Raw genomic sequence first — 20,716 nt, forward strand, 5'->3', positions numbered from 1 at the left:
ACACGCTTTGTAATGCCCCTGTCACATTCGTTAAGCGACGGCGGCCTGCAAGGCTTGAAATCAAATTTCTAAAACTCCACTTTGGGCGAGAGTGAAATGCCCGGGTGATTTGCCCCGGGACGTATCCCGGAAACGGGACGATGGAAAGGAAATGAAATGACGAATTCAACGTCTGCGACTGGTAGCGAAACCTATCCGGTGCTGCCGCTGCGCGACATTGTGGTCTTTCCGCATATGATCGTGCCTTTGTTCGTCGGACGGGAGAAGTCTATTCGCGCGCTCGAAGAGGTGATGGGTTCCGACAAGCAGATCATGCTGGTCACCCAGATCAATGCCGGCGACGACGATCCCGAACCCTCGGCAATCTACAAGGTCGGCACCGTCGCCAACGTGCTGCAGCTCCTGAAGCTGCCCGACGGCACCGTCAAGGTTCTGGTCGAAGGCCGTTCGCGCGCCAAGATCGACGGCTATACCGACCGTGAAGAATTCTACGAAGCGACGGCGAGCGTTCTTGCCGAACCCGACGAGGATGCGGTCGAGGTCGAAGCCCTGTCGCGCTCCGTGGTTTCCGAGTTCGAAAACTACGTGAAGCTCAACAAGAAGATCTCGCCGGAAGTGGTGGGTGCCGCAAGTCAGATCGAAGACTATTCGAAGCTGGCCGATACGGTTGCCTCGCATCTGTCGATCAAGATCACCGAAAAGCAGGAAATGCTGGAAACGGTTTCCGTCAAGCTGCGCCTCGAAAAGGCGCTCGGCTTCATGGAAGGCGAGATCTCCGTCCTGCAGGTGGAAAAGCGCATCCGCTCGCGTGTCAAACGCCAGATGGAGAAGACCCAGCGCGAATACTACCTCAACGAACAGATGAAGGCGATCCAGAAGGAGCTCGGCGACGGCGAAGAAGGCCGTGACGAGATGGCCGAACTGGAAGAGCGCATCGCCAAGACCAAGCTGTCCAAGGAAGCCAAGGAAAAGGCCGATGCCGAGCTGAAGAAGCTCAAGCAGATGAGCCCGATGTCGGCGGAAGCCACCGTCGTGCGCAACTATCTCGACTGGCTGCTCGGCATTCCGTGGGCCAAGAAATCGAAGGTCAAGGTCGACCTCAACAATGCCGAGAAGATCCTCGAAGCCGATCACTTCGGCCTCGACAAGGTCAAGGAACGCATCATCGAATATCTCGCCGTGCAGGCCCGCGCCACCAAGCTCAAGGGTCCGATCCTGTGCCTTGTCGGGCCTCCGGGCGTCGGCAAGACCTCGCTCGCCCAGTCGATCGCCAAGGCGACCGGCCGCGAATACGTGCGCATGGCTCTCGGCGGCGTCCGTGACGAAGCCGAAATCCGCGGTCACCGCCGCACCTATATCGGCTCGATGCCCGGCAAGGTCATCCAGTCGATGAAGAAGGCAAAGAAGTCCAATCCGCTCTTCCTGCTCGACGAAATCGACAAGATGGGCATGGATTTCCGCGGCGACCCGTCTTCGGCCCTGCTCGAAGTGCTGGATCCGGCGCAGAACTCGACCTTCATGGACCATTACCTGGAAGTCGAATACGACCTGTCCGACGTGATGTTCATCACCACGGCGAACACGCTGAACATCCCGGCACCGCTGATGGACCGTATGGAAATCATCCGGATCGCCGGTTACACCGAGGATGAAAAGCGCGAGATCGCCAAGCGTCACCTTCTGCCGAAGGCGATCAAGGAACATGCCCTGCAGCCGAACGAATTCTCGATCACCGACGATGCCCTGATGGCGATCAGCCAGCAGTACACGCGGGAAGCCGGCGTTCGTAGCTATGAGCGTGAACTGATGAAACTCGCCCGCAAGGCGGTCACCGAGATTATCAAGGGCAAGACCAAGTCGGTTGCGATCACCGCGGCCAACATCTCCGACTACCTCGGCGTTCCGCGGTTCCGCCACGGCGAAGCCGAGGGCGAGGATCAGGTTGGCGTGGTCACGGGTCTCGCATGGACGGAAGTCGGCGGCGAACTGCTGACGATCGAAGGCGTGATGATGCCGGGCAAGGGCCGCATGACGGTCACCGGCAACCTCAAGGAAGTGATGAAGGAATCGATCTCGGCGGCGGCTTCTTATGTCCGTTCGCGTGCAATCGATTTCGGCATCGAACCGCCGCGCTTCGACAAGTCGGACATCCACGTTCACGTGCCGGAAGGGGCAACCCCGAAGGACGGACCGTCGGCCGGCGTCGGCATGGCGACCGCAATCGTCTCGATCATGACCGGCATCCCGGTCCGCAAGGACGTGGCGATGACGGGTGAGATCACCCTTCGCGGCCGTGTGCTGCCGATCGGTGGCCTCAAGGAAAAGCTGCTTGCCGCCCTTCGCGGCAACATCAAGACCGTTCTGATCCCGGAAGAGAACGCCAAGGATCTGGCCGAGATTCCGGACAATGTGAAGAACAACATGGAGATCATTCCGGTTTCCCGCATGGGCGAGGTAATCCGTCACGCGCTCGTCCGTCAACCGGAAGCGATCGAATGGGATGGCACGGTGGAAACGCCGCTGATCACCACGGTCGAAGGTGTGGACGACGCAGGCGTAACCATAGCGCACTGATCGATAGTCTTTTGGTTATGCCAAATTGGCACCAGCAATGAAAAAAGCCGGCACAACGCCGGCTTTTTTTGTGAAAAATAACGCGCACCCCTTGTTTTTCAGGCGATTGCGGAGCTTTTGGGTTGCCACGGGCGGGCGCCTGACTATTGTCTGCCCCGATTACATGAGTCGTTCCAAAACCGTTTGAAAGGGGTGGAAACATGAATAAGAATGAGTTGGTATCCGCAGTGGCCGAGAAGGCCGGCCTCTCTAAGGCTGATGCCGCATCCGCTGTAGACGCCGTTTTTGAGACCGTACAGGCTGAACTGAAGAAGGGCGGCGATATCCGTCTTGCCGGTTTCGGCAGCTTCTCCGTTTCCCGTCGCGAAGCGTCCAAGGGTCGTAATCCGTCGACCGGCGCCGAAGTCGACATCCCGGCACGTAACGTGCCGAAGTTCTCGGCCGGTAAGGGCCTGAAGGACGCAGTCAACAGCTAACGCGCTGCCTTCGAGGCATCCTGTTACAGTCTCATATTTTGAAAAGGCCCGGGTTTTTCCCGGGCCTTTTTTACGAGTCGCAAATCGCTGCCAATCACAACGCTGGATGCGAAAACTGTCATCCGTTGTCACGGGGCTGCATGCTGCGTGACGGCAAGCTCGGCGTCCCTACCAGCGCTGATGCACGTGCGGAGCAACCAGCCGCGCATAGATTTCCTTGGTCGCCGTCATCACGTCGGCCGAAAGTGCGGCAAGCTCGGCCGCTGCCGCATTGCCCCTGGCCTGCGCCTCGTTGCGGGCGCCGGGAATGACGACGGTGACAGCCTCGTTCATCAGGATCCATTTCAGCGCGAAAGCCGCCATCGACGCTCCCCGTGGCACCAGCTTGCGGACTTCCTCGACCGCCTGGAGACCAACTTCGAACGGTACGCCGGCAAAAGTCTCGCCGACATCGAAGGCGTCGCCATGCCGGTTGAAATTGCGATGGTCGTCCTTGGCGAACGCCGTATCGCGGGTGATCTTGCCCGACAGCAGCCCGCTTGCGAGCGGCACGCGGACGATGACCGCGACGTTCTTCTGCTTGGCCTCCCTGAAGAACAGGTCGGCCGGGCGCTGGCGAAAGATGTTGTAGATGATCTGGATGCTGGTGACGTCCGGATATTCGATCGCCTTCAGCGCTTCCTCGACCTTCTCGACGCTGACGCCGTAATTCCTGATCTTGCCGGCACGGCGCAGATCGTCGAGCGCGCCAAAAACCTCCGGGCGATAGAGGACTTCGGTCGGTGGGCAGTGGAGCTGCACGAGGTCGAGGCTGTCGATTTCGAGATTCTTGAGGCTGCGGTCGATGAAGCCTTCGAGATTGGCCTTGGTATAGCCGTTGGCCACATGCGGGCTGAGACGACGGCCGGCCTTGGTGGCGACCATCGGCCGATTGCCGCCGCGCGATTTCAGGACGCCGGCAATGATTTTTTCCGAACGGCCATCGCCATAAACGTCGGCGGTGTCGACGAAGGTGACGCCGGCATCGAGCGCCGCTTCCAGCGCCTTGGCCCCGTCCGTTTCGCTGACGTCGCCCCAGGAGCCGCCGATCTGCCAGGCGCCGAAACCGATCTCGCTGACGGTGAAGGATGTGCGTCCGAACGCGTGGTTTCTCATGATGTCCTCCGAATAAGATTGGGCTATCCACAGGCTGCGGAACCCTGAGCTTCCTTCGTGCCCGGCATTTGCCTAAAACACCTGATCAGCTCCGGCAATCAAAACAAGCGATTCGATGACCTCCTTCCGATTCATTCACGCGGCCGACTTGCATCTCGGCAGTCCCTTCCAGGGGCTGGCGCTGAAGGACGCTGCCATCGCCGAACTGTTCATCGAGGCGAGCCGCAGGGCGTTTTCAGGCCTGGTCGACCAGGCGGTCGAACGCAAGGTGGACTTCTTCATCGTTGCCGGCGACGTCTATGACGGTGACTGGAAGGACAACAAGATTGGCCTGTTCTTCAACCGCGAAGTGGCGCGGCTGGAACGCGCCGGTATCCCCGTCTTCCTGCTGAAGGGCAATCACGACGCCGAAAGCGTCATCACCAAGACGATTACCCTGCCGAAGAATGTCAGCGAGTTCCCGGTCAACAAGCCGGGTAGCTTCAAGCTCGATCATTTGAAGGTTGCGCTGCACGGCCAGGGTTTTGCCGAGCGCTCGGCGGTCGATAACCTGTCGCTCGCCTATCCGAAGCCGGAAGCGGGCTGGTTCAATATCGGCGTGCTGCATACCTCGCTCACCGGCCGCGAGCCGCACGCGCCCTATGCGCCGTGTTCGGTCGAGGATCTGCGCTCGCGCGGTTACGACTACTGGGCGCTCGGCCATGTTCATGATTTCGAGATCGTCGCCGAAGACCCGCTGGTTGTCTTCCCCGGCAATCTCCAGGGTCGCTCGATCCGCGAGCAGGGGGCGAAAGGCGCGGTATTGGTGACCGTCGAGGACGGTCGTATCACCCATGAGCGGATCATCACCGACAGTGCCCGCTTTGCCGAACTCGTGGTTGCGGTCGAACCGGACGACAACATCCCGGCGATCCTGCGCCGCATCGAGAGTGCACTGGAAGATGTCGTCGAGCGGATGGAAGGTCGGCCGCTGGCGCTGCGCATCCGTCTCACGGGCAAAAACCGCTTCCGCAACGAAGTGATGGCCCGCGCCGAGGATTTTCGCGATGAGGTGCAGGCCGCCTGCCATCGCTCCCACCAGGATATCTGGCTCGAAAAGCTGGAAGTGCGGCTGGAACCGGAAACCAACGGGGCGCGCGTCGCGACCGACATGCTCGGTCTCGAAGGCCTCATCCCGATGGACGGCTTCGCCCCTGAACTGGTCGCCGATGCCAACGCCAAGATCGCCGAGATCACCGCCCGCCTGCCGGGCGGCATCGGAGCGGGCGACCTGGCGCTTGGCGACGATGCCGAAGCGCTGCTGGCCGAGGCCCGCGATCTCCTGCTCTCGCGTGCGGCGAGGGCTGGCTGATCCATGCGTTTTAATCGCCTCGATATTCTGCGCTACGGCGCGCTGACCGACCGGACACTGACCTTCCGCCCGGATGCCAGATTGCATGTGATCTACGGACCGAACGAGGCCGGAAAATCCTCCGCCCTGTCGGCAATCTCCGACCTGCTGTTCGGTTTCCCGACGACCGCTGAATACAGTTTTTTGCATGATGCCACCGCGCTCCGCGTCGGTGCCGCGATCACCGCGCGCGATGGCCAGGCGCGCGAATTCCGCCGCCGCCGAGGCCGCAAGAATACGCTGCTCGCCGCCAATGAGACGGAAGAGGCCCTGGCCGAGGATGCCCTGGCGCCGTTCCTCGGCACCCTGTCCCGCGACGTGTTCGAACGCGCCTTCGGGCTCGATTCCGCGTCGCTCAGGGCCGGTGGCGAGACGATGCTGAAAAGCGGCGGTGAGATCGGCAGCCTGCTGTTTTCCGCGGCCTCCGGCCTGACCGGACTTTCGGACCTGCGCAAGTCGTTGGATGCGGAAGCCGACGGCATCTATGCGCCGCGTCGCTCCAAGGATCGCTCGTTCTATCAGGTGCTCGACAGCCATGACGAAGCCCGCAAGGCCGAACGCGACAACGAGCTGAAATCCGGCGACTGGAAAAAGCTGCTCGCCGAACAGGCCGAGATCGAAACCGATCTCGCCGCCGTGCAGGCCGAGCGGCAGGAAACCAAGCGCGCCCTCGATCGCTTGCGGACACTGCTGCGGCTGGAACCGGTGCTGCGGGAGATCGACCGCGAGCGGGAACTGCTCACGCAATACGAAGCGCTGGCTGTGCTGCCGGCTGGCTTCGAGGAACGCCTGGCCGCGGCTCTGGAGACGGAGCATAAGAACGCCGAAGCGCTCAAGGCTGCGGAGGCCGAGGTATCGCGTCTGCGCGACGAGATCAGCGCCGTGCATGTCGATGAGGCACTGATTGCCGCGGCGCCCAAGATCCTGGCCGCCCATGCGGACAAGGGCGCCTATATCAAGGCGCGGGAAGATATCGCCCGGGTGCGCGGCGAGGTCGACGATTTCGACCAGCGTATCGTCCAGTCGGCCCGCCGGCTTGGTTTTGGCAAATTCGAAGAGCTTCAGCGCGCCCAGCCGGCCGATGCCGATCTCGTGCGCCTCCGCAAGCTTGTCGAGGAGGGCAACGAGCTCGACCGCAGCCTGAAGCAGCTGCGCCAGCAGATCGAGGACGCGCAGGATGTTCTGCGGCGGTTGGGGGACCACGGACCGGACGGCCGGTTGATCGACCCGAAACCGTGGGCGGAACAGCTCGCAGCGCTGCGTCCCGACGTCAGCGAACTCTCCAGCGTCGAAACGCTGCAGGTGCGCGTCGCCCGTGCCGAAAGCGATCTTGCCGCCGCGGCCGCGCGCCTCGACCCGCCGGTCAGGGATATCGACCGTCTTCTCTCGGTGCCGCTGCCGGATATCGCGACGCTCACCCATCATCGCCGGCTGATCGACGCGGCCAAAGCGGAGAGCGCCCAGGCGGCCCAGAAGCTCGCCGGTATCCGCGACGAAGCCAAGGCGATCGCCGGGCAGCTTACCGCGCTGGAAGAGCAGGGGCGGATCGTCTCCCGCGAGGATATCGTAGCGGCAAGAGCCGGCCGCGACGAAAAGATCGATGCGCTTGGAGCAAAACCATCTGCCGAAAAACTGAGCGAACTGAAGATCGCCGTGGAGGACGCAGACCGGCTCGCCGACGCGGCGCTTGCCGATGCCGAGCGTGTGTCGCGCCACGCCCAGCTCACCCTGCGCCAGCGCGAACTGCAACAGGCGATCGGCGCTGCCGAGATCACTGCCAAGGAAAGCGACATTGCCGCCGCCGACGCGGTCACCGAGTTCGAAGACCTTTTCCATGCAGCACCCGTCGCACCGTCGACGCCGGAGCGGATGATCGAGTGGCGGCGTGCTGTCGATGGCCTTTCCCTGCTGTCGGGTGCGCTGAACGATGCGCGCGACGAGCTGGAGACGCTGCGTCTCAGGGAGGAAAAACTCAAGCCGGCACTGCTGGGGCTGGCCGAAGCGATCGGTCTGGCCGCAGCGGCACTTCCTCCTCCCGCTCTCGCCCGCGGGCTTGAACGCCGGATTGGTGAGCTCAACGAGCGCTGGACCGAAAGCCGATCGCTGGAAGGCAAGCGCCATTCCGCCGAAGAGGCTTTGGAAAAGCTGGCAGAGCGCGAGACCGGTTTGCGCCGCGATATCGAACGCTGGCGTTCCACGTTCTCAAACGCGGCAGTCCTGGCGGGCCTTCCGGACGATGCGACGGTCGACATGGCGCTTGCGGCGCTGGATGTCTGGCGCACCATACCGGATCTGCTTTCAGAGCGGGAAAACCGCGACCGCCGGGTGCGCGGCATGGCCCGGGACATGGAGGATTTCGAAACGGAGGTGCGTAGGATCGCCGCCGAGGTATCGCCGGATCTTGCCTTGCTTCCCGCCGATGTCGCCGCCGGCAGGCTCAACGACCGCGCCATGGGCGCCCGGACCGCCGCCAACCAGCAGGCCACGCTCTCCACGGCGTTGGAGCGCGCGGAGCTTGCCGTTGCCCGGCACGCGGCCGACGCGGAAAGACTGGTAGCGGACCTGCGCGGGCTTGCCACCGCCGCATCCAAGGATATCGAAGAGGCCGATGGCCTTCTCCGTGACCTTCGCGAACGCAACCGGCTGGAAGCGAGCCTCGCGCAATGCCGCAGCCGCTTTGCCGAACAGGCGGATGGTGCAAGCGAAGACGAGGCTCGTGCGGCCCTCGCCGGTTTCGACAGGATCGCCGCCGGCCTGGAAATCGAGCGGCTGGATGCCGAGGATGCCCGGCAGGTCGAGCGGATGAAGGTGCTCGGCATTGCCCAGGCCGATAGCGAGCGCCGCCGCCGGGAGTTGGAAACCGGCATCGGCGCCGAGCGCGCCGTCTTCCAGAAGCTCGCCGCCGAAGCGGAAGCCAAGGAGTTGGCGCGGCGCTGGGTGGTGCTGAAGCTCGCCGCCGGCCTTCTGGCGAGCTCCATGGAAGCCTATCGCGAACGCCAGGCCGATCCGGTCATGCAGCGGGCAGGGCGGGTCTTCGCCGATCTCACCGGCGGCCGTTTTTCGCGCCTTGTCCAAGTCTATGACGAGCGCGACGAGCTGCAGCTCGCGGTCGAACGCAGTACCGGCGAGCAGGTGAGGCTTCCCGGCCTGAGCGAAGGTACTGGCGATCAGCTCTATCTGGCGCTGCGGCTCGCCTTCCTGGAGGACTATTGCAGCCGCAACGAGCCGGCGCCGCTGATCCTCGACGACATCTTCCAGACCTTTGACGACGAACGAACTGCGGCCGGCATTCGGACCCTGGCCGCCGCCGGCGAAAGATTTCAGACCGTGCTCTTTACCCACCAGATGAGCCTGGTCGAGACGGCGCGCCGCGAGCTGGGGGGCGGGCTCGACCTCATCCAGTTGGAGCGAGCCTAAAACACCTAAGAGGCGGATTGCGGCTGAGATAGGCTGCGCAACGCCAGGCAGCCGACCGGCATGCGATAGGTCGGCGTGGCCCATCTGTCCGGCGGGGCCGACGGGCGTTCGCCGCAGCCGGCCGTCTGTCGGCGCGGCAGGATCAGCAGATTATAGCGCCGTGCATCGGTGATCTCCCGGCTGAACGTCATTCGGTAGTTTTCGACGATCGAGCTGAACTCAGTGCGTCCCGCAAGTTTCTCGATCAGATAACTTCGGGTTTCGGGCGTCATCGGCAGGCCGAACCGCTCGGTGGCACGAATGGCTTCACTGAGCACCGCAAGCTCCATGGTCAGGTCCGTCAGGCTTACCTTGATGCGAAAGCTGGTGACCATGTCGGGCTCCGTGCCGCGGACCTGGATGAACATCGCGGCCGGTTCCGGCGCATTTCCGAATTCCTCGAAAAACAGGCATTCCCAATCGTGACCCGAACGGGTGAAGGTAGGTGCCGTGCCCCTGTCGTCTCGTAGCAGATCGCAGCGTTCGTCGGCGGAAAGCACCTCGGTCTTCTCGAACACCGCCATCCGCTCGAGGCCCGCCTTGAGGAGCCAGGGTGGATAGTGTTCCGCCGGTGGCAGCGATCTATGCCTGTCGATCCGCAAGGGTGGCGCCGGTGGCGCGGGGAGAAGGTATTGCTCCAGCGCGAATTGCCGGACGAGCCGCTTGTAGTTCCGGCCATTGTTGACCGTGAGCACGATCGTCACGAGGGCGGCCAGCACGACTGCAAGGAAAAAGCCGAAAACCAGAACAGCCGAACGCTGCCCGCGGCGCCGATCGGCTGGTGTCAGTCTGTCTGCCTTACCCTCCTCCGGCATGGCTCCGCTTCCGATCGGGGATGGCCCGGCATTCGGCCCCCGCCGCCGACATAACACGCTTCTCTGGCTCGATGATCAAGCCTCTGCTGTTTGGAGGTGTCGGCTCGCCCGATATCCGGACCTTTAGAGGAACGAGAAGCGGCCGCCGTCGATCTTGAGGACCGTCAGCCTGCCGGAGTAGTAGGCGCCCGTATCGACGCCGATCCGGCCGGGTCCGAAATCCGGTTCCGGCTGTGGCGTATGTCCGTGGATGACGAGGAGCGGCAGCCGCGGTCCGGTCGCAAGAAAGGCGTCCCGGATCCAGAGCATGTCTTCCTCGGTCTGCTGTTTGAGCGGTATCCCAGGCCTCAGGCCTGCATGGACGAAGACGAGTTTGCCGATCGTCAGGCTGACCGGGAGATTGGCGAGGAACTTCCTGTGCGGCACCGGCACGGCTTCCATCAGCAGGTCGCCGAACCTGGTGCCGCGCTTCTTGCCGCGCGCGCCGAACTGGTATGGGTCCAAACCGTAGGATAGCAGCGTCTGTTCGCCGCCCATTCCCAGCCATTCGGAATAACGTTCCGGATCGTCCACGAACCTCATGAAGGTATCGTCATGGTTTCCGCAGAGCGCAATCCGCCTCAGGCCGTGTTCGCTGGGCCTGATCAGGTGTTCGAGGACGTGGCTCGACGCGGGTCCACGATCGACATAGTCACCGAGCAGAATGACCATTCCGGGACGGCGGTGCTCCGACATGTCATGGGCAATGCGGGCCTCGGCGTCCCGAAGTTCGTCGATACAGCCATGCACGTCGCCGATCGCATAGATCGGATAGGAGGGCGGGTTGATACCGAGATCGATCCGGCGGCGGCGGGGCCTGATCGATCTGGCCGGCCGGCGTCTTGAAAACCAATCCGTCAATTTTAGCATGCTTACTGCCATCCGCCCGATATGGAAGATCCTGCCGACAATGAGAAGTGGATGCCCGAAGGAGTGTTAACAATGTCCGAAGCTCGACCCTTGGATGCGTATATCGGCAATGTCACCGTCATCTGCGAGACAATTCCGAACCTGACAAGGCTGCTCGGCGGCGCTCATGGCAAGGGGAGTGTATTTTGTGGATAACCGACGATTAACCGACCATGTGGTTGATTCGCCACAGTGCGCGGATTTTTAATTCGCCGCCTGCTTACCCCCTAGAATCACCGGGTTCGCTCATCGGCTAAACCGATACCATACTTTGGGTTGTATGGCGGGGCGTATGTTTAGTTCCTTGGGTGCTGTTTTAACGCTTGCTACTGTTGCGTTTCTGTCCGGCTGCACGGGGCTCCCGAGGTCCGGTCCGGATCCCTCCGCCGTTGAAGCCAATGCAACCGTGAAGGCATTTTCTGCCACCGGCAACAGGATCGGCATCGACTACGCGCTCGTCGATATCAATCAGTCCGTCCTCGCCCGCCTACCCAAACCGGCAGGCTCTGACCTGAGCGCCGGTTTTGGCGTGAGTAGCGGACCGCCGCCACTCACGCTCGGGATCGGCGATGTCGTTCAGGTCTCTGTCTTCGAGGCGCAGAGCGGCGGCCTGTTCATTCCCGCCGATGCCGGCGCCCGTCCGGGCAATTACATCACCTTGCCGAACCAGACGATCGGTCGTGACGGCACATTGAGCGTCCCATACGCGAATAAGGTGAAGGCCGCTGGCCGTCCGGTCGATGCCGTGCAGCTCGATATTGCCGAGCGACTGGCCAATCGCGCCATCGAGCCCCAGGTGGTCATCTCGACGGTGGCGAGCCGTTCGATGGGGGCGTCGGTCCTTGGCGACGTCAAGCAGGCGAGGAAGATCGAGCTCAGCCCGGCCGGCGAACGCATCATCGACGTGATTTCCGAGGCAGGCGGTTTGAGCGTCCCGAAGGAAGAGGCGACCGTCACGCTCCAGCGCCGCGGCCGCAGCGTCACCGTCGCCTATCGAACGCTGAGCGAGCGTCCGCAGGCGAATATCTATGTGCAGCCGGGCGACACGATCTTCGTCGATCGCAACCGCCGGACCTTCCTGGCCTTCGGCCTGACAGGCGAAAGCGGACGCTTTGATTTCGACGATTCCAATCTCTCCCTCGGCGAGGCTTTGGCGAAGGCCGGCGGATTGCTCGACGACAAGGCCGAACCGCAATCGGTCCTGCTCTACCGCCTCGTGGAGCGTGATCTTCTGCGCAATATCGGCCTCGACGTCAGCCGGTTCAGAGCGCGGGACGTGCCGGTGATCTTCCGCGCCAATCTGCGCGATCCGGCCGCGTTCTTCGCCGTCCAGCAATTTCCCATGCAGGACAAGGACGTCCTCTACGTGTCAACTGCCGATGCGGTCGAGCTGGTCAAATTCCTCAGCATCCTCAATTCGGTCACCGCATCGACCCGGGATATTGCGAGCAGCCATGATGCCTGGCGCGACTGACATTCAGGCCGCTTGCGGCCGCTCCGGGTCGGTTTGGTGGCCTGCGCACATCGATCGGGTGATGCGATGAACCAGCGGCCCGTTTTTCTCACTCGCCTCCTGCAGGAGCCCCGCGAGGAAGAGGTTTCGGAGCTGGACATGGATGGCCTGATCGCCATCGTCCGGCGGCAATGGCGAGTGGTCGGCCTCTGCATCGCGGTGTTCCTGGCGCTCGGGATCGGGCACCTTCTCACTGCCGTACCCCGATATACCGCCAGGACGAGCGTGCTGATCGACCGCGGCAACCGACAGGTCGTCGAGCAATTGTCGACGATCGGCGGGGTTCTTGACGATGAGGCGTCGGTCCTCAGCCAGGTCGAGCTGCTGCGTTCCGAGACGATAGGCCTGTCGGCGGTCGACAAGCTGAAACTGGCGGATGATCCGGAATTCATGACCGGCCGCCAAAACCCGCTGCTCGCGGCAGTCTCCGATATACGGTCGATGCTGGATATCCGGCGATGGCTGCGCGGTGGCGAGGTTCGGCCCGATCAGATCGAGGCGCAACGCCGCTGGGCGCTCGCCAACCTCCTCGGCAATATGAAGGTTTCGCGCGTCGGGCGTTCCTATGTCCTCGAAATCACGTTCACGGCCACATCGCCGTGCCTTGCCGCAGCGGTCGCCGGCGCGATTGCGGATGCCTATCTGACCGACAAGTTGGATGCCAAATACGATGCCACACGGCGGGCGGGCAACTGGCTGCAGGAGCGCATCGAGGAACTGCGGCGGCGCTCGCTGGAATCGGATCTCGCGGTCCAGCGGTTTCGCGCCGAAAACGGCCTGGTCACCGCCAATGACAGGCTCGTCTCCGACCAGCAGCTTACCGAGCTGAACAGCGCCCTGATCGTGGCACGGGCGGATACAGCCAGAGCACAGGCACGCTCCGACCGCATCGAGGCGATCATCGCGCGGGGTCAAAGTGAGGCGATCGTCACCGACGCGCTGGACAGTTCGGTGATCAGCTCTCTGCGCGAAAAATACCTGGAATCGTCGAAGCGGGAAGCCGAGATATCGAGGCGGCTGGGGCAGGGCCATGCCCAGGCCACCCGCCTTCGCCAGGAGATGGCGGAATACGACCGGCAGATGTTCGACGAGCTCAGGCGGATCGCCGGGAGCTATCAAAGCGAGCTTGAAGTCGCGCAATCCCGCGAGCGCCAGATCACCCTCGGCGTTAGCAACGCCACCGATATCAGCGTCACCGCCGGTGAAACGCAGGTGCAGTTGCGGGAGCTCGAACGGGCCGCCGAAACCTATCGGAACCTTTACCAGACTTTTCTGCAGCGATATCAGGAGGCCGTGCAGCAGCAGTCGTTCCCCGTCACGGAAGCGCGTATCATTTCCCGTGCCGTGCCGCCGACTACCGCCAGCGAGCCGCGGCTATCGCTGGTGCTGGCGCTCTGCCTGGCGCTCGGTAGCGGCGTCGGCGGAGTTCTCGGGGCATTCCGTGAGTTCCGGGATCGGTTCTTCCGCACCGGTGAACAGGTGAGGGATATTCTCGGCCTCGAATATCTGGGCTCGGTACCGCTGGTGCAGCCGCAGACCGGCTTGAGACCGTCGATCGAGCCGGTGAAGGGAGAAATCTACAGGAAAAACGAGCTGTCCGGTTTCGCGACCGAGCATCCGTCCTCTGCCTTTGCCGAAACGTTGCGCAGCGCCCGGATCGCGGCGGACGTCCATATCGACAGGCCCCACAAGATCATCGGCATCGTTTCGATGCTGCCGGGCGAGGGCAAATCGACGATCGCCACAAATTTTGCCCAGGCGCTGGCCGGGAGTGCGAGGACGCTGCTGATCGATGCGGATCTTCGCAATCCGGGTGCCACCAGGGCGCTGGGCTCGCATGCGGAAGAGGGGCTGCTCGAAGTGCTGCTGGAAGGCCATGCGCCGGCCTCCGCGATGTTGGCCGATCCGGTCACCGGCCTCAGATTTCTCCCGGCGGTTGTCCGGCGGCGGATACCCCATTCGTCCGAGCTGCTGGCATCGGCTGCGATGACCAGGCTGCTGGCACAGGTCGCCGGAGAGTTCGACTATATCGTTCTCGACCTGCCGCCACTCGGCCCCGTCGTCGATGCGAGGGCCATCGCCCCGCGTGTCGACGGCCTCATCATGGTCGTCGAATGGGGCGAGACATCGCGAAAAGCCGTCAAGGAAACGTTGAATGCCGAACCGCAGATCGCCGGCCGTTGCCTCGGCGTGATCCTCAATAAGGTCGATGCCGCCAGGATGAAGCTTTATGAGGGATACGGTTCGTCGGACTATTATGCATCGCGTTACACGCAGTACTACCATGAAACGCATCCTGACCCGACGCCGGTTTCCATCGGCACCCCAACCAGGATCAAAACGACAAGGGAGAAGCCTGACGACAGCCGATGATCTTTTCTGAAGCGTTTCACTGCAATGTTTGGCATAAGCCCAGGATGCTACGAATCACTGTATGTCTCGGATTCGCCGCATTCCGGGGGACATCACAATGGTGTTCCCAGTGCTTGCGACTGGCACATTGCGCGCATCGACGCGCACGTTTCACTTAAAGACTGACGGGTTCCGTTAGGGGGATATGATGACTGGAATTGTGAAGAGCAACGGCAAGGTAGCATTGATCACCGGGGTAACGGGCCAGGACGGCGCTTACCTTGCGGAACTGCTGCTATCCAAGGGCTATACGGTGCACGGCATCAAGCGGCGCTCTTCCTCGTTCAACACCAACCGGATAGAGCATCTTTACGAAGATCCGCATGTGGCCGACCCGCGCTTCATCCTGCATTTCGGCGACATGACGGATTCGACCAACCTCATCCGCGTCGTGCAGGAAGCCCAGCCGGACGAAATCTACAATCTGGCCGCCCAGAGCCACGTGCAGGTCTCCTTCGAGACGCCGGAATATACCGCCAATGCCGACGGCACCGGCACGCTGCGCCTGCTCGAAGCGATCCGTCTCCTCGGCCTCTCCAAGAAGACCCGCTTCTACCAGGCCTCGACCTCGGAACTGTATGGCAAGGTGCAGGAAGTGCCGCAGAGCGAGACGACGCCTTTCTACCCGCGTTCGCCCTATGCGGTTGCCAAGCTCTATGCCTACTGGATCGTCGTCAACTATCGCGAGGCCTATGGCCTGCATGCCTCGAACGGCATCCTGTTCAACCATGAAAGCCCGATCCGCGGCGAGACCTTCGTCACCCGCAAGATCACCCGTGCGGCGGCCGCCATCCATCTCGGCCTTCAGGAACGCCTCTTTCTCGGCAATCTCGACGCCAAGCGCGACTGGGGTCATGCCCGTGAATATGTGCGCGGCATGTGGCTGATGACGCAGCAGGACGAGCCGGACGACTACGTTCTGGCAACCGGCGAGACCCATACGGTGCGGTCCTTTGTCGAAAAATCCTTCGCCAAGGTCGGCATGCCGATCGAGTGGCGCGGCGAGGGCGTCGAGGAGAAGGGTTACGACACGACATCCGGCGAATGCGTCGTGGCGATCGACCCGCGCTATTTCCGCCCGACGGAGGTCGACCTTCTGATCGGTGACCCCACCAAGGCCCACCAGAAGCTCGGCTGGAAGCACGAGACCAACCTTGACCAGCTGATCGCCGAAATGGTCCGCGAAGACCTGAAAGTGATGGCGCGCAACGTGCCGACCGCGGGTGGCAACAAGGGTCTCTCCCATGCCTGAGACGATCTACAGCCTTGCGGGGAAGAAGGTCTACGTCGCGGGACATCGCGGCATGGTCGGCTCGGCGATCGTTCGCCGTCTGGCCTCGGAAGGTTGCGAGATCCTGACGGCGGCGCGCGGCGATGCCGACCTGACGCGGCAGGCGGAAGTCGAGGCCTGGATGGAGAAGAACCGTCCGGACGCGGTGTTCCTGGCAGCCGCAAAGGTCGGCGGCATCCTAGCCAACGACACCTATCCGGCCGATTTCCTCTACGACAACCTCATCCTGGAAGCGAATATCATTGAGGCCGCCCACAAGGTCGGCGTCGAAAAGCTGATGTTCCTCGGCTCCTCCTGCATCTATCCGAAATTCGCCGATCAGCCGATCGTCGAGGAGTCGCTGCTGACGGGTTCGCTGGAGCCGACCAACGAATGGTATGCGATCGCCAAGATCGCCGGCATCAAGCTCTGCCAGGCCTATCGCAAGCAGCATGGCAGCGACTTCATCTCGGCGATGCCCACCAACCTTTACGGCCCCGGCGATAATTTCGACCTGAAATCCAGCCATGTCATGCCGGCGCTGATCCGCAAGGCGCACGAGGCGAAGACCGGCCGCCTTCCGGACATCACCGTGTGGGGCACCGGCACGCCGCGCCGCGAATTCCTGCATGTCGACGATTGCGCCGACGCCTGCGTTCATCTGATGAAGACCTATTCGGCCGAGACCCATGTCAATGTCGGCTCCGGCGAGGACGTAACCATCCTGGAGCTCGCCGAACTGGTGTCCAAGGTCGTCGGTTTCCAGGGGAGTATTTCTCATGATCTCACCAAACCCGACGGCACGCCGCGCAAGCTGATGAGCGCCGCCAAGCTGCGGGCGCTCGGCTGGTCGCCGAGGATCGGCCTGGAGCAAGGCATAACCGATGCCTACCAGGCCTTCCTCAAGGGCGAATATCTTGAGCGCAAACGCGGAGATGCTGCCTGATGACAGCCGCCGCCCAGCCCCTCAGCGACGAATGCGAACGATCGTTCGACGCCGCACCGGGGCTGGCCACGGCAGCTGCCACATCGCCACGCAAAAGCGTGGTCGTCTATGCGATGAACTACGCGCCGGAAACGGCCGGCGTCGGCAAATATACCGGTGAAATCGCCGAATATCTCGCCGCCGAGGGCATGGACGTCACGGTGGTGACCACCCCGCCGCATTATCCCGGCTGGTCGGTCCAGGCCGGATATCGGAACCGCTATTCTTCAGGCATCGAAGGACGCATCAAGGTGCTGCGGTCGCCATTGCTGCTGCGACGAAAGATGAGAGGTATCTGGCGGCTTCTGGCGCCGCTCTCCTTCGCGCTCACCTCGGCGCCTTTGGTCTTCTGGCAGATCTTGCGGCATCGTCCGGTCACGGTATTTTGCGTCGAGCCGACGCTGTTTGCCGCGCCCGCAGCCCAGCTTGCCGCCAAATTGGTCGGCGCCCGCACGGTGCTCCACGTCCATGACATGGAAGTGGATGCGGCATTCGCCGTCGGGCATCTGAGTTCCAGGACCTGGCTGAAGAGGCTTGGCCATGCCTTCGAGCGCAGCGTGCTCGGCCGGTTCGATCAGCTGATCACCATTTCCAACCGCATGGCCGAAGGCCTTGCCCTGAAGCACGTCCCGGCCGCCAAAATATCCGTTGTCCGCAACTGGGTGGATCTCGCGCAATTCCATCCGATGGAAGACGTCAGCCCCTATCGGGCTGAGCTCGGTTTCGGCCACGAGGATTTCGTCATTCTTTATTCCGGCAGTATCGGCGCCAAACAGGGCCTGAACGTACTGCTTGATGCAGCCGAGCGTCTGAAGGACGAGCGGCGCATTCATTTCGTGATCTCCGGTGAGGGACCGCAGAAGCCGGAACTCGAAGCCCGTTACGGCCATCTTGAGAATCTCCGTTTCCTGGCCTTCCAACCCTATTCCCGGCTGAACGCGTTCCTCAACATGCCGGATCTGCATGTGCTGCCGCAGGACAGGAACGCCGCCGACCTGACGCTGCCCTCCAAACTCGGCGGCATGCTTGCCTCCGGAAAGCCCGTCCTCGTGACCGCCGACCCAGGAACGGAACTGGCGCAATTCGTCGAGGAAACGGTCTATCTGACCCCGCCGAACGATCCGGAGAAGCTGGCGGCCAACATCGTCCGTGCCATGTCGGAGCGGGACGAATGGCAGCCGCATTCCCAGACGGCTCTCGTGCAGAGCCTGTCGAAACGGCCTGCCATCATCGCCATCAAGCAGTTGATCGACGGCGGCAGTCCATGAGGGTCGCCGGCCACGTCCTCGCCTACAACGTCGATCGTTTTCTGCCGCACGTTGTCGAGAACTGTGGCCGTTTCGTCGACAAGATCTTCATCGTCCGGCCCGAGCGTCCGTGGGCCTATCTGCCCGGCTCGCGCGCCACGAGGACAAACCCCACGACCAGGGAAAAGGTGGACGAGGCGATCGCCTTCGCCCGCGCAAAGGGCGTGAGTTGCGAGATCGAGGTGATCTGCAGCGACTTCGAAACCGAGGAAGAAACCCGCAACGACTGCCTCGACCGGGCAATCCGCGAAGGTTTCGATTGGCTGGTCATCCAGGATGCCGACGAGTTCTATCCGGATAGCGGCTGGGAAACGCTGCTCAAATTCATGGCGGCGGACCACAGGCATGACCGCATCCTGACGCCATGGCACAATTTCTGGAAAACGCCCGAACTGGTGCTGACCACCCGCGATGGCTCGATCAGGGATGTCAACGCGGGGTTCGCGATCCGCTGCAAAAGCGGCGTTCGCTTCGATACGGCCCGAAAGACCACCCCTGCTGCTGCCATCGTCATCGATGCGCCCTGCTACCACTATGGCTACGTCATGAGCGATGCCGAGATGTGGGAAAAGATCACCAGCTGGGGACATGCGCATCAAGTGAATGCGCAAAAATGGTTCCGGCTGAAATGGCTCGGATGGACGCCCGCCCATTCCTACCTCCATCCGGTCACGCCGCTATTCTGGCCAAAGGCGATCCGCTTTCCCGGCAGGCAACCCGCCTTCGCCTCCCATTTCATGAACCCGGACCAGGAAACCGCGCCGCTTGGTTTCATCGATTTCCTGGAAAACATGCTTGCCGACCATGCGACGGACGTTCGCATCGTCGCGCGAAAATTATTGAGAAGGTCAACCGTGTAGCCGTAGGTCGCGTTTTCGATGAGTGTGTCAGTACGGCTAATCTCGGGCTCGATCGCCAATGGGGCGTTGCTTGCCGCCAATATCCTGATCCAGACGATCAGCGTGCCGATCATGCTCGGCTGGTGGTCGGCACAGCAATTCGGGCTCTGGGTCCTGCTGCAGACGCTTTATTCCCTCTCCGTCGTCTTCGACCTCGGCCATCAGAACTACCTCGGTTACGAGTTCCAACGGCTCGGCACCAGGGATGCCGTAAGACGGGACTTCGCCTCGTCCATCCCGGCCGCCATTCTGCTGGGAACGATACTCCTGTGCTTCTGGACGGCTGTCCCGGCCTTCGGATGGGCCGACGCGCTGTTCGGAGATTTTGTTCCTGCGGAGCTGATGGACGACCTTTCAGGCTCGATGACCGTCTATGCGCTCACCTGGCTCGTCACCAGCTCCGTCGGCGGTATCCTCGGGCGGGCGCTCATCCCTTTCGGCTATTACGCGAGAATGGCGTGGTGGCGGTTTGCATTGCTGGTCGGCATCAACCTCGCGGCCCTCGCGGCAGTCCTTTCCGGCGGTGACGTCCTCGACGCTGTCATCGCCTCGTCGGTTGCCAACGTGGCCGTCAACATCGCCATTCATGTCGACTGCTTCCGTCTCTGGCGGCGCGAAGAAATCGGCTTCGCCGTCCCCGATCTGCGCAGGGGCTGGTCCAACCTCACGAGGGGCCTGTTCCTGTCGCTTCGCGAACTGCTCGCCGTCGGAAACCAGCAGGGCATCCGGCTGCTGATCGCGCCGCTCGCCGGCGTCAGCCTTCTCGGTGCGTTCACCGCGACCCGGACGCTATCCAACATCGCGACGCAGGGCATCAATGCGCTGGCAGGTCCGGTCGAGCCCGAGCTCCTGCGTTATCTGAGGGAAGGGAAGAGCGAGCCGGCGGAAGCTGCGGTCACCCTCAGCTGGATTTTCGTGCTGGGCGTCATCGGTCCGGGGTGCATTCTGCTCCAGTGGATATCGCCCGGCCTTTTCCTGTGGTGGACCCGTGGCAATTTTCACCTCGACCCACTGCTGTTCGGTTCGCTCTGCGCCTGCATCATCGTCTACGGTTTCGCCCAGCCGATGGTTTCGATTGTCCGGGGGAGCAACATCCTGCTGCCGCAGATCGTCGCGAACGGCACCTCTCTGCTGATCACGGCGATCGGTTGTTATCTGACGTTGACCTCATGGGGGTTGCCGGGCGCCGGCTTTTCGCTCCTGGCGGCCGAGAGCGCCAGTTTCCTGATCTATGCCGGAGCCGCCTGCGCCGTGCTCCGAAAGCTGCGGTTGACCTTCCCAATCCATGCCTTTGCCATATCCGCTTGCGGCTGCATCTCGGCCATCGCCGGACTATTCGCCATGGCGATCTGGCCGCAGTCGGTCGGCTTGTCATCCGTTCCCGCCGTGATCGGCTCGCTGCTGGCGGCGTGGATGGCCTACCGGTCCCTGCCGGCCCACATGAGGGCGATCCTTCAAAGGCATTTTCCAAACCTCTCCCGCAAGCGGGCGGTTCTGACAGGTGATCGGCCATGAC

14 protein-coding genes are annotated in these 20,716 nt (G+C 62.4%); 11 read left to right on the plus strand and 3 right to left on the minus strand.

The genetic code is table 11. From position 1 onward, the window contains the following. The first annotated feature begins 156 nt into the window (after window positions 1–156). Window positions 157–2,574, plus strand: a complete 2,418-nt coding sequence (gene lon, locus ACZ9IU_RS08235) for an endopeptidase La (RefSeq protein ID WP_038541944.1) — start codon at window positions 157–159, stop codon at window positions 2,572–2,574. Window positions 2,575–2,774: 200 nt separating this feature from the next. Next, window positions 2,775–3,050, plus strand: a complete 276-nt coding sequence (gene hupB, locus ACZ9IU_RS08240; RefSeq protein WP_007753405.1) for a DNA-binding protein HupB — start codon at window positions 2,775–2,777, stop codon at window positions 3,048–3,050. Window positions 3,051–3,218: 168 nt separating this feature from the next. Here hupB and ACZ9IU_RS08245 read toward each other — a convergent pair whose 3' ends face one another. After that, complete coding sequence (locus ACZ9IU_RS08245; protein ID WP_038541946.1) at window positions 3,219–4,205, minus strand: aldo/keto reductase; 987 nt, start codon at window positions 4,203–4,205, stop codon at window positions 3,219–3,221. 115 nt (window positions 4,206–4,320) lie between these two features. Here ACZ9IU_RS08245 and ACZ9IU_RS08250 point away from each other — a divergent pair, with 115 nt between their 5' ends. Together ACZ9IU_RS08250 and ACZ9IU_RS08255 are read left to right on the plus strand one after the other, a co-directional pair. Next, window positions 4,321–5,556, plus strand: a complete 1,236-nt coding sequence (locus tag ACZ9IU_RS08250; protein ID WP_038541947.1) for a metallophosphoesterase family protein — start codon at window positions 4,321–4,323, stop codon at window positions 5,554–5,556. A 3-nt stretch (window positions 5,557–5,559) separates the two neighbouring features. Next, entirely contained in the window at window positions 5,560–9,012 is a 3,453-nt protein-coding gene (locus tag ACZ9IU_RS08255) for an ATP-binding protein (protein WP_038541949.1), read from the plus strand. 5 nt (window positions 9,013–9,017) lie between these two features. Here the strand turns inward: ACZ9IU_RS08255 and ACZ9IU_RS08260 are convergent, their stop codons facing one another. Together ACZ9IU_RS08260 and ACZ9IU_RS08265 are read right to left on the minus strand one after the other, a co-directional pair. Then, window positions 9,018–9,866: a DUF6030 family protein gene (locus ACZ9IU_RS08260; RefSeq protein WP_038541950.1), complete on the minus strand. Its 849-nt coding sequence runs from the start codon at window positions 9,864–9,866 to the stop codon at window positions 9,018–9,020. Window positions 9,867–9,989: 123 nt separating this feature from the next. After that, window positions 9,990–10,775 carry a metallophosphoesterase gene (locus ACZ9IU_RS08265; protein ID WP_038541952.1) on the minus strand — a complete coding sequence of 262 codons (786 nt, stop codon included), beginning with the start codon at window positions 10,773–10,775 and terminating at the stop codon, window positions 9,990–9,992. 445 nt (window positions 10,776–11,220) lie between these two features. Between ACZ9IU_RS08265 and ACZ9IU_RS08270 the strand changes: the two genes are divergently transcribed. The 7 genes from ACZ9IU_RS08270 to ACZ9IU_RS08300 all read left to right on the plus strand — a co-directional run bounded on the left by ACZ9IU_RS08270 (window position 11,221) and on the right by ACZ9IU_RS08300 (window position 20,715). Continuing rightward, window positions 11,221–12,288 (plus strand): polysaccharide biosynthesis/export family protein, encoded by a 1,068-nt coding sequence (locus ACZ9IU_RS08270; protein WP_244447488.1) that lies wholly within the window; start codon window positions 11,221–11,223, stop codon window positions 12,286–12,288. Between the two features lie 138 nt (window positions 12,289–12,426). Then, window positions 12,427–14,700: a polysaccharide biosynthesis tyrosine autokinase gene (locus ACZ9IU_RS08275; RefSeq protein ID WP_437179053.1), complete on the plus strand. Its 2,274-nt coding sequence runs from the start codon at window positions 12,427–12,429 to the stop codon at window positions 14,698–14,700. Between the two features lie 184 nt (window positions 14,701–14,884). Further along, a complete protein-coding gene (gene gmd, locus ACZ9IU_RS08280; RefSeq protein ID WP_038541956.1) occupies window positions 14,885–15,991 on the plus strand; it encodes a GDP-mannose 4,6-dehydratase in 1,107 nt (368 codons plus the stop codon). Next, window positions 15,984–16,955, plus strand: a complete 972-nt coding sequence (gene fcl / locus ACZ9IU_RS08285; protein WP_038541958.1) for a GDP-L-fucose synthase — start codon at window positions 15,984–15,986, stop codon at window positions 16,953–16,955. Before gmd ends, fcl begins: the two co-directional genes overlap by 8 nt. Continuing rightward, window positions 16,955–18,262, plus strand: a complete 1,308-nt coding sequence (locus ACZ9IU_RS08290; protein ID WP_038541960.1) for a WcaI family glycosyltransferase — start codon at window positions 16,955–16,957, stop codon at window positions 18,260–18,262. The genes fcl and ACZ9IU_RS08290 overlap by 1 nt, the downstream gene beginning before the upstream one ends. Then, the gene (locus ACZ9IU_RS08295; RefSeq protein WP_038541962.1) at window positions 18,259–19,161 is read left to right on the plus strand and encodes an RAD52 family DNA repair protein; all 903 of its coding nucleotides are present in this window, start codon (window positions 18,259–18,261) and stop codon (window positions 19,159–19,161) included. Before ACZ9IU_RS08290 ends, ACZ9IU_RS08295 begins: the two co-directional genes overlap by 4 nt. Before the next feature lie 18 nt (window positions 19,162–19,179). Beyond that, window positions 19,180–20,715, plus strand: coding sequence for a lipopolysaccharide biosynthesis protein (locus tag ACZ9IU_RS08300; protein WP_157885102.1), 1,536 nt, complete (start codon window positions 19,180–19,182; stop codon window positions 20,713–20,715). Window position 20,716: the final 1 nt, after the last annotated feature.

The organism is Mesorhizobium sp. USDA 4132, assembly GCF_056279545.1.

Coding starts and splice junctions, on each gene's coding strand:
- ACZ9IU_RS08250 (WP_038541947.1), top strand. CDS start 4,321: ATGACCTCCTTCCGATTCATTCACGCGGCCGACTTGCATCTCGGCAGT.
- ACZ9IU_RS08255 (WP_038541949.1), top strand. CDS start 5,560: ATGCGTTTTAATCGCCTCGATATTCTGCGCTACGGCGCGCTGACCGAC.
- ACZ9IU_RS08265 (WP_038541952.1), bottom strand. CDS start 10,775: ATGCTAAAATTGACGGATTGGTTTTCAAGACGCCGGCCGGCCAGATCG.
- lon (WP_038541944.1), top strand. CDS start 157: ATGACGAATTCAACGTCTGCGACTGGTAGCGAAACCTATCCGGTGCTG.
- ACZ9IU_RS08245 (WP_038541946.1), bottom strand. CDS start 4,205: ATGAGAAACCACGCGTTCGGACGCACATCCTTCACCGTCAGCGAGATC.
- fcl (WP_038541958.1), top strand. CDS start 15,984: ATGCCTGAGACGATCTACAGCCTTGCGGGGAAGAAGGTCTACGTCGCG.
- hupB (WP_007753405.1), top strand. CDS start 2,775: ATGAATAAGAATGAGTTGGTATCCGCAGTGGCCGAGAAGGCCGGCCTC.
- gmd (WP_038541956.1), top strand. CDS start 14,885: ATGATGACTGGAATTGTGAAGAGCAACGGCAAGGTAGCATTGATCACC.
- ACZ9IU_RS08300 (WP_157885102.1), top strand. CDS start 19,180: ATGAGTGTGTCAGTACGGCTAATCTCGGGCTCGATCGCCAATGGGGCG.
- ACZ9IU_RS08260 (WP_038541950.1), bottom strand. CDS start 9,866: ATGCCGGAGGAGGGTAAGGCAGACAGACTGACACCAGCCGATCGGCGC.
- ACZ9IU_RS08295 (WP_038541962.1), top strand. CDS start 18,259: ATGAGGGTCGCCGGCCACGTCCTCGCCTACAACGTCGATCGTTTTCTG.
- ACZ9IU_RS08290 (WP_038541960.1), top strand. CDS start 16,955: ATGACAGCCGCCGCCCAGCCCCTCAGCGACGAATGCGAACGATCGTTC.
- ACZ9IU_RS08275 (WP_437179053.1), top strand. CDS start 12,427: ATGGATGGCCTGATCGCCATCGTCCGGCGGCAATGGCGAGTGGTCGGC.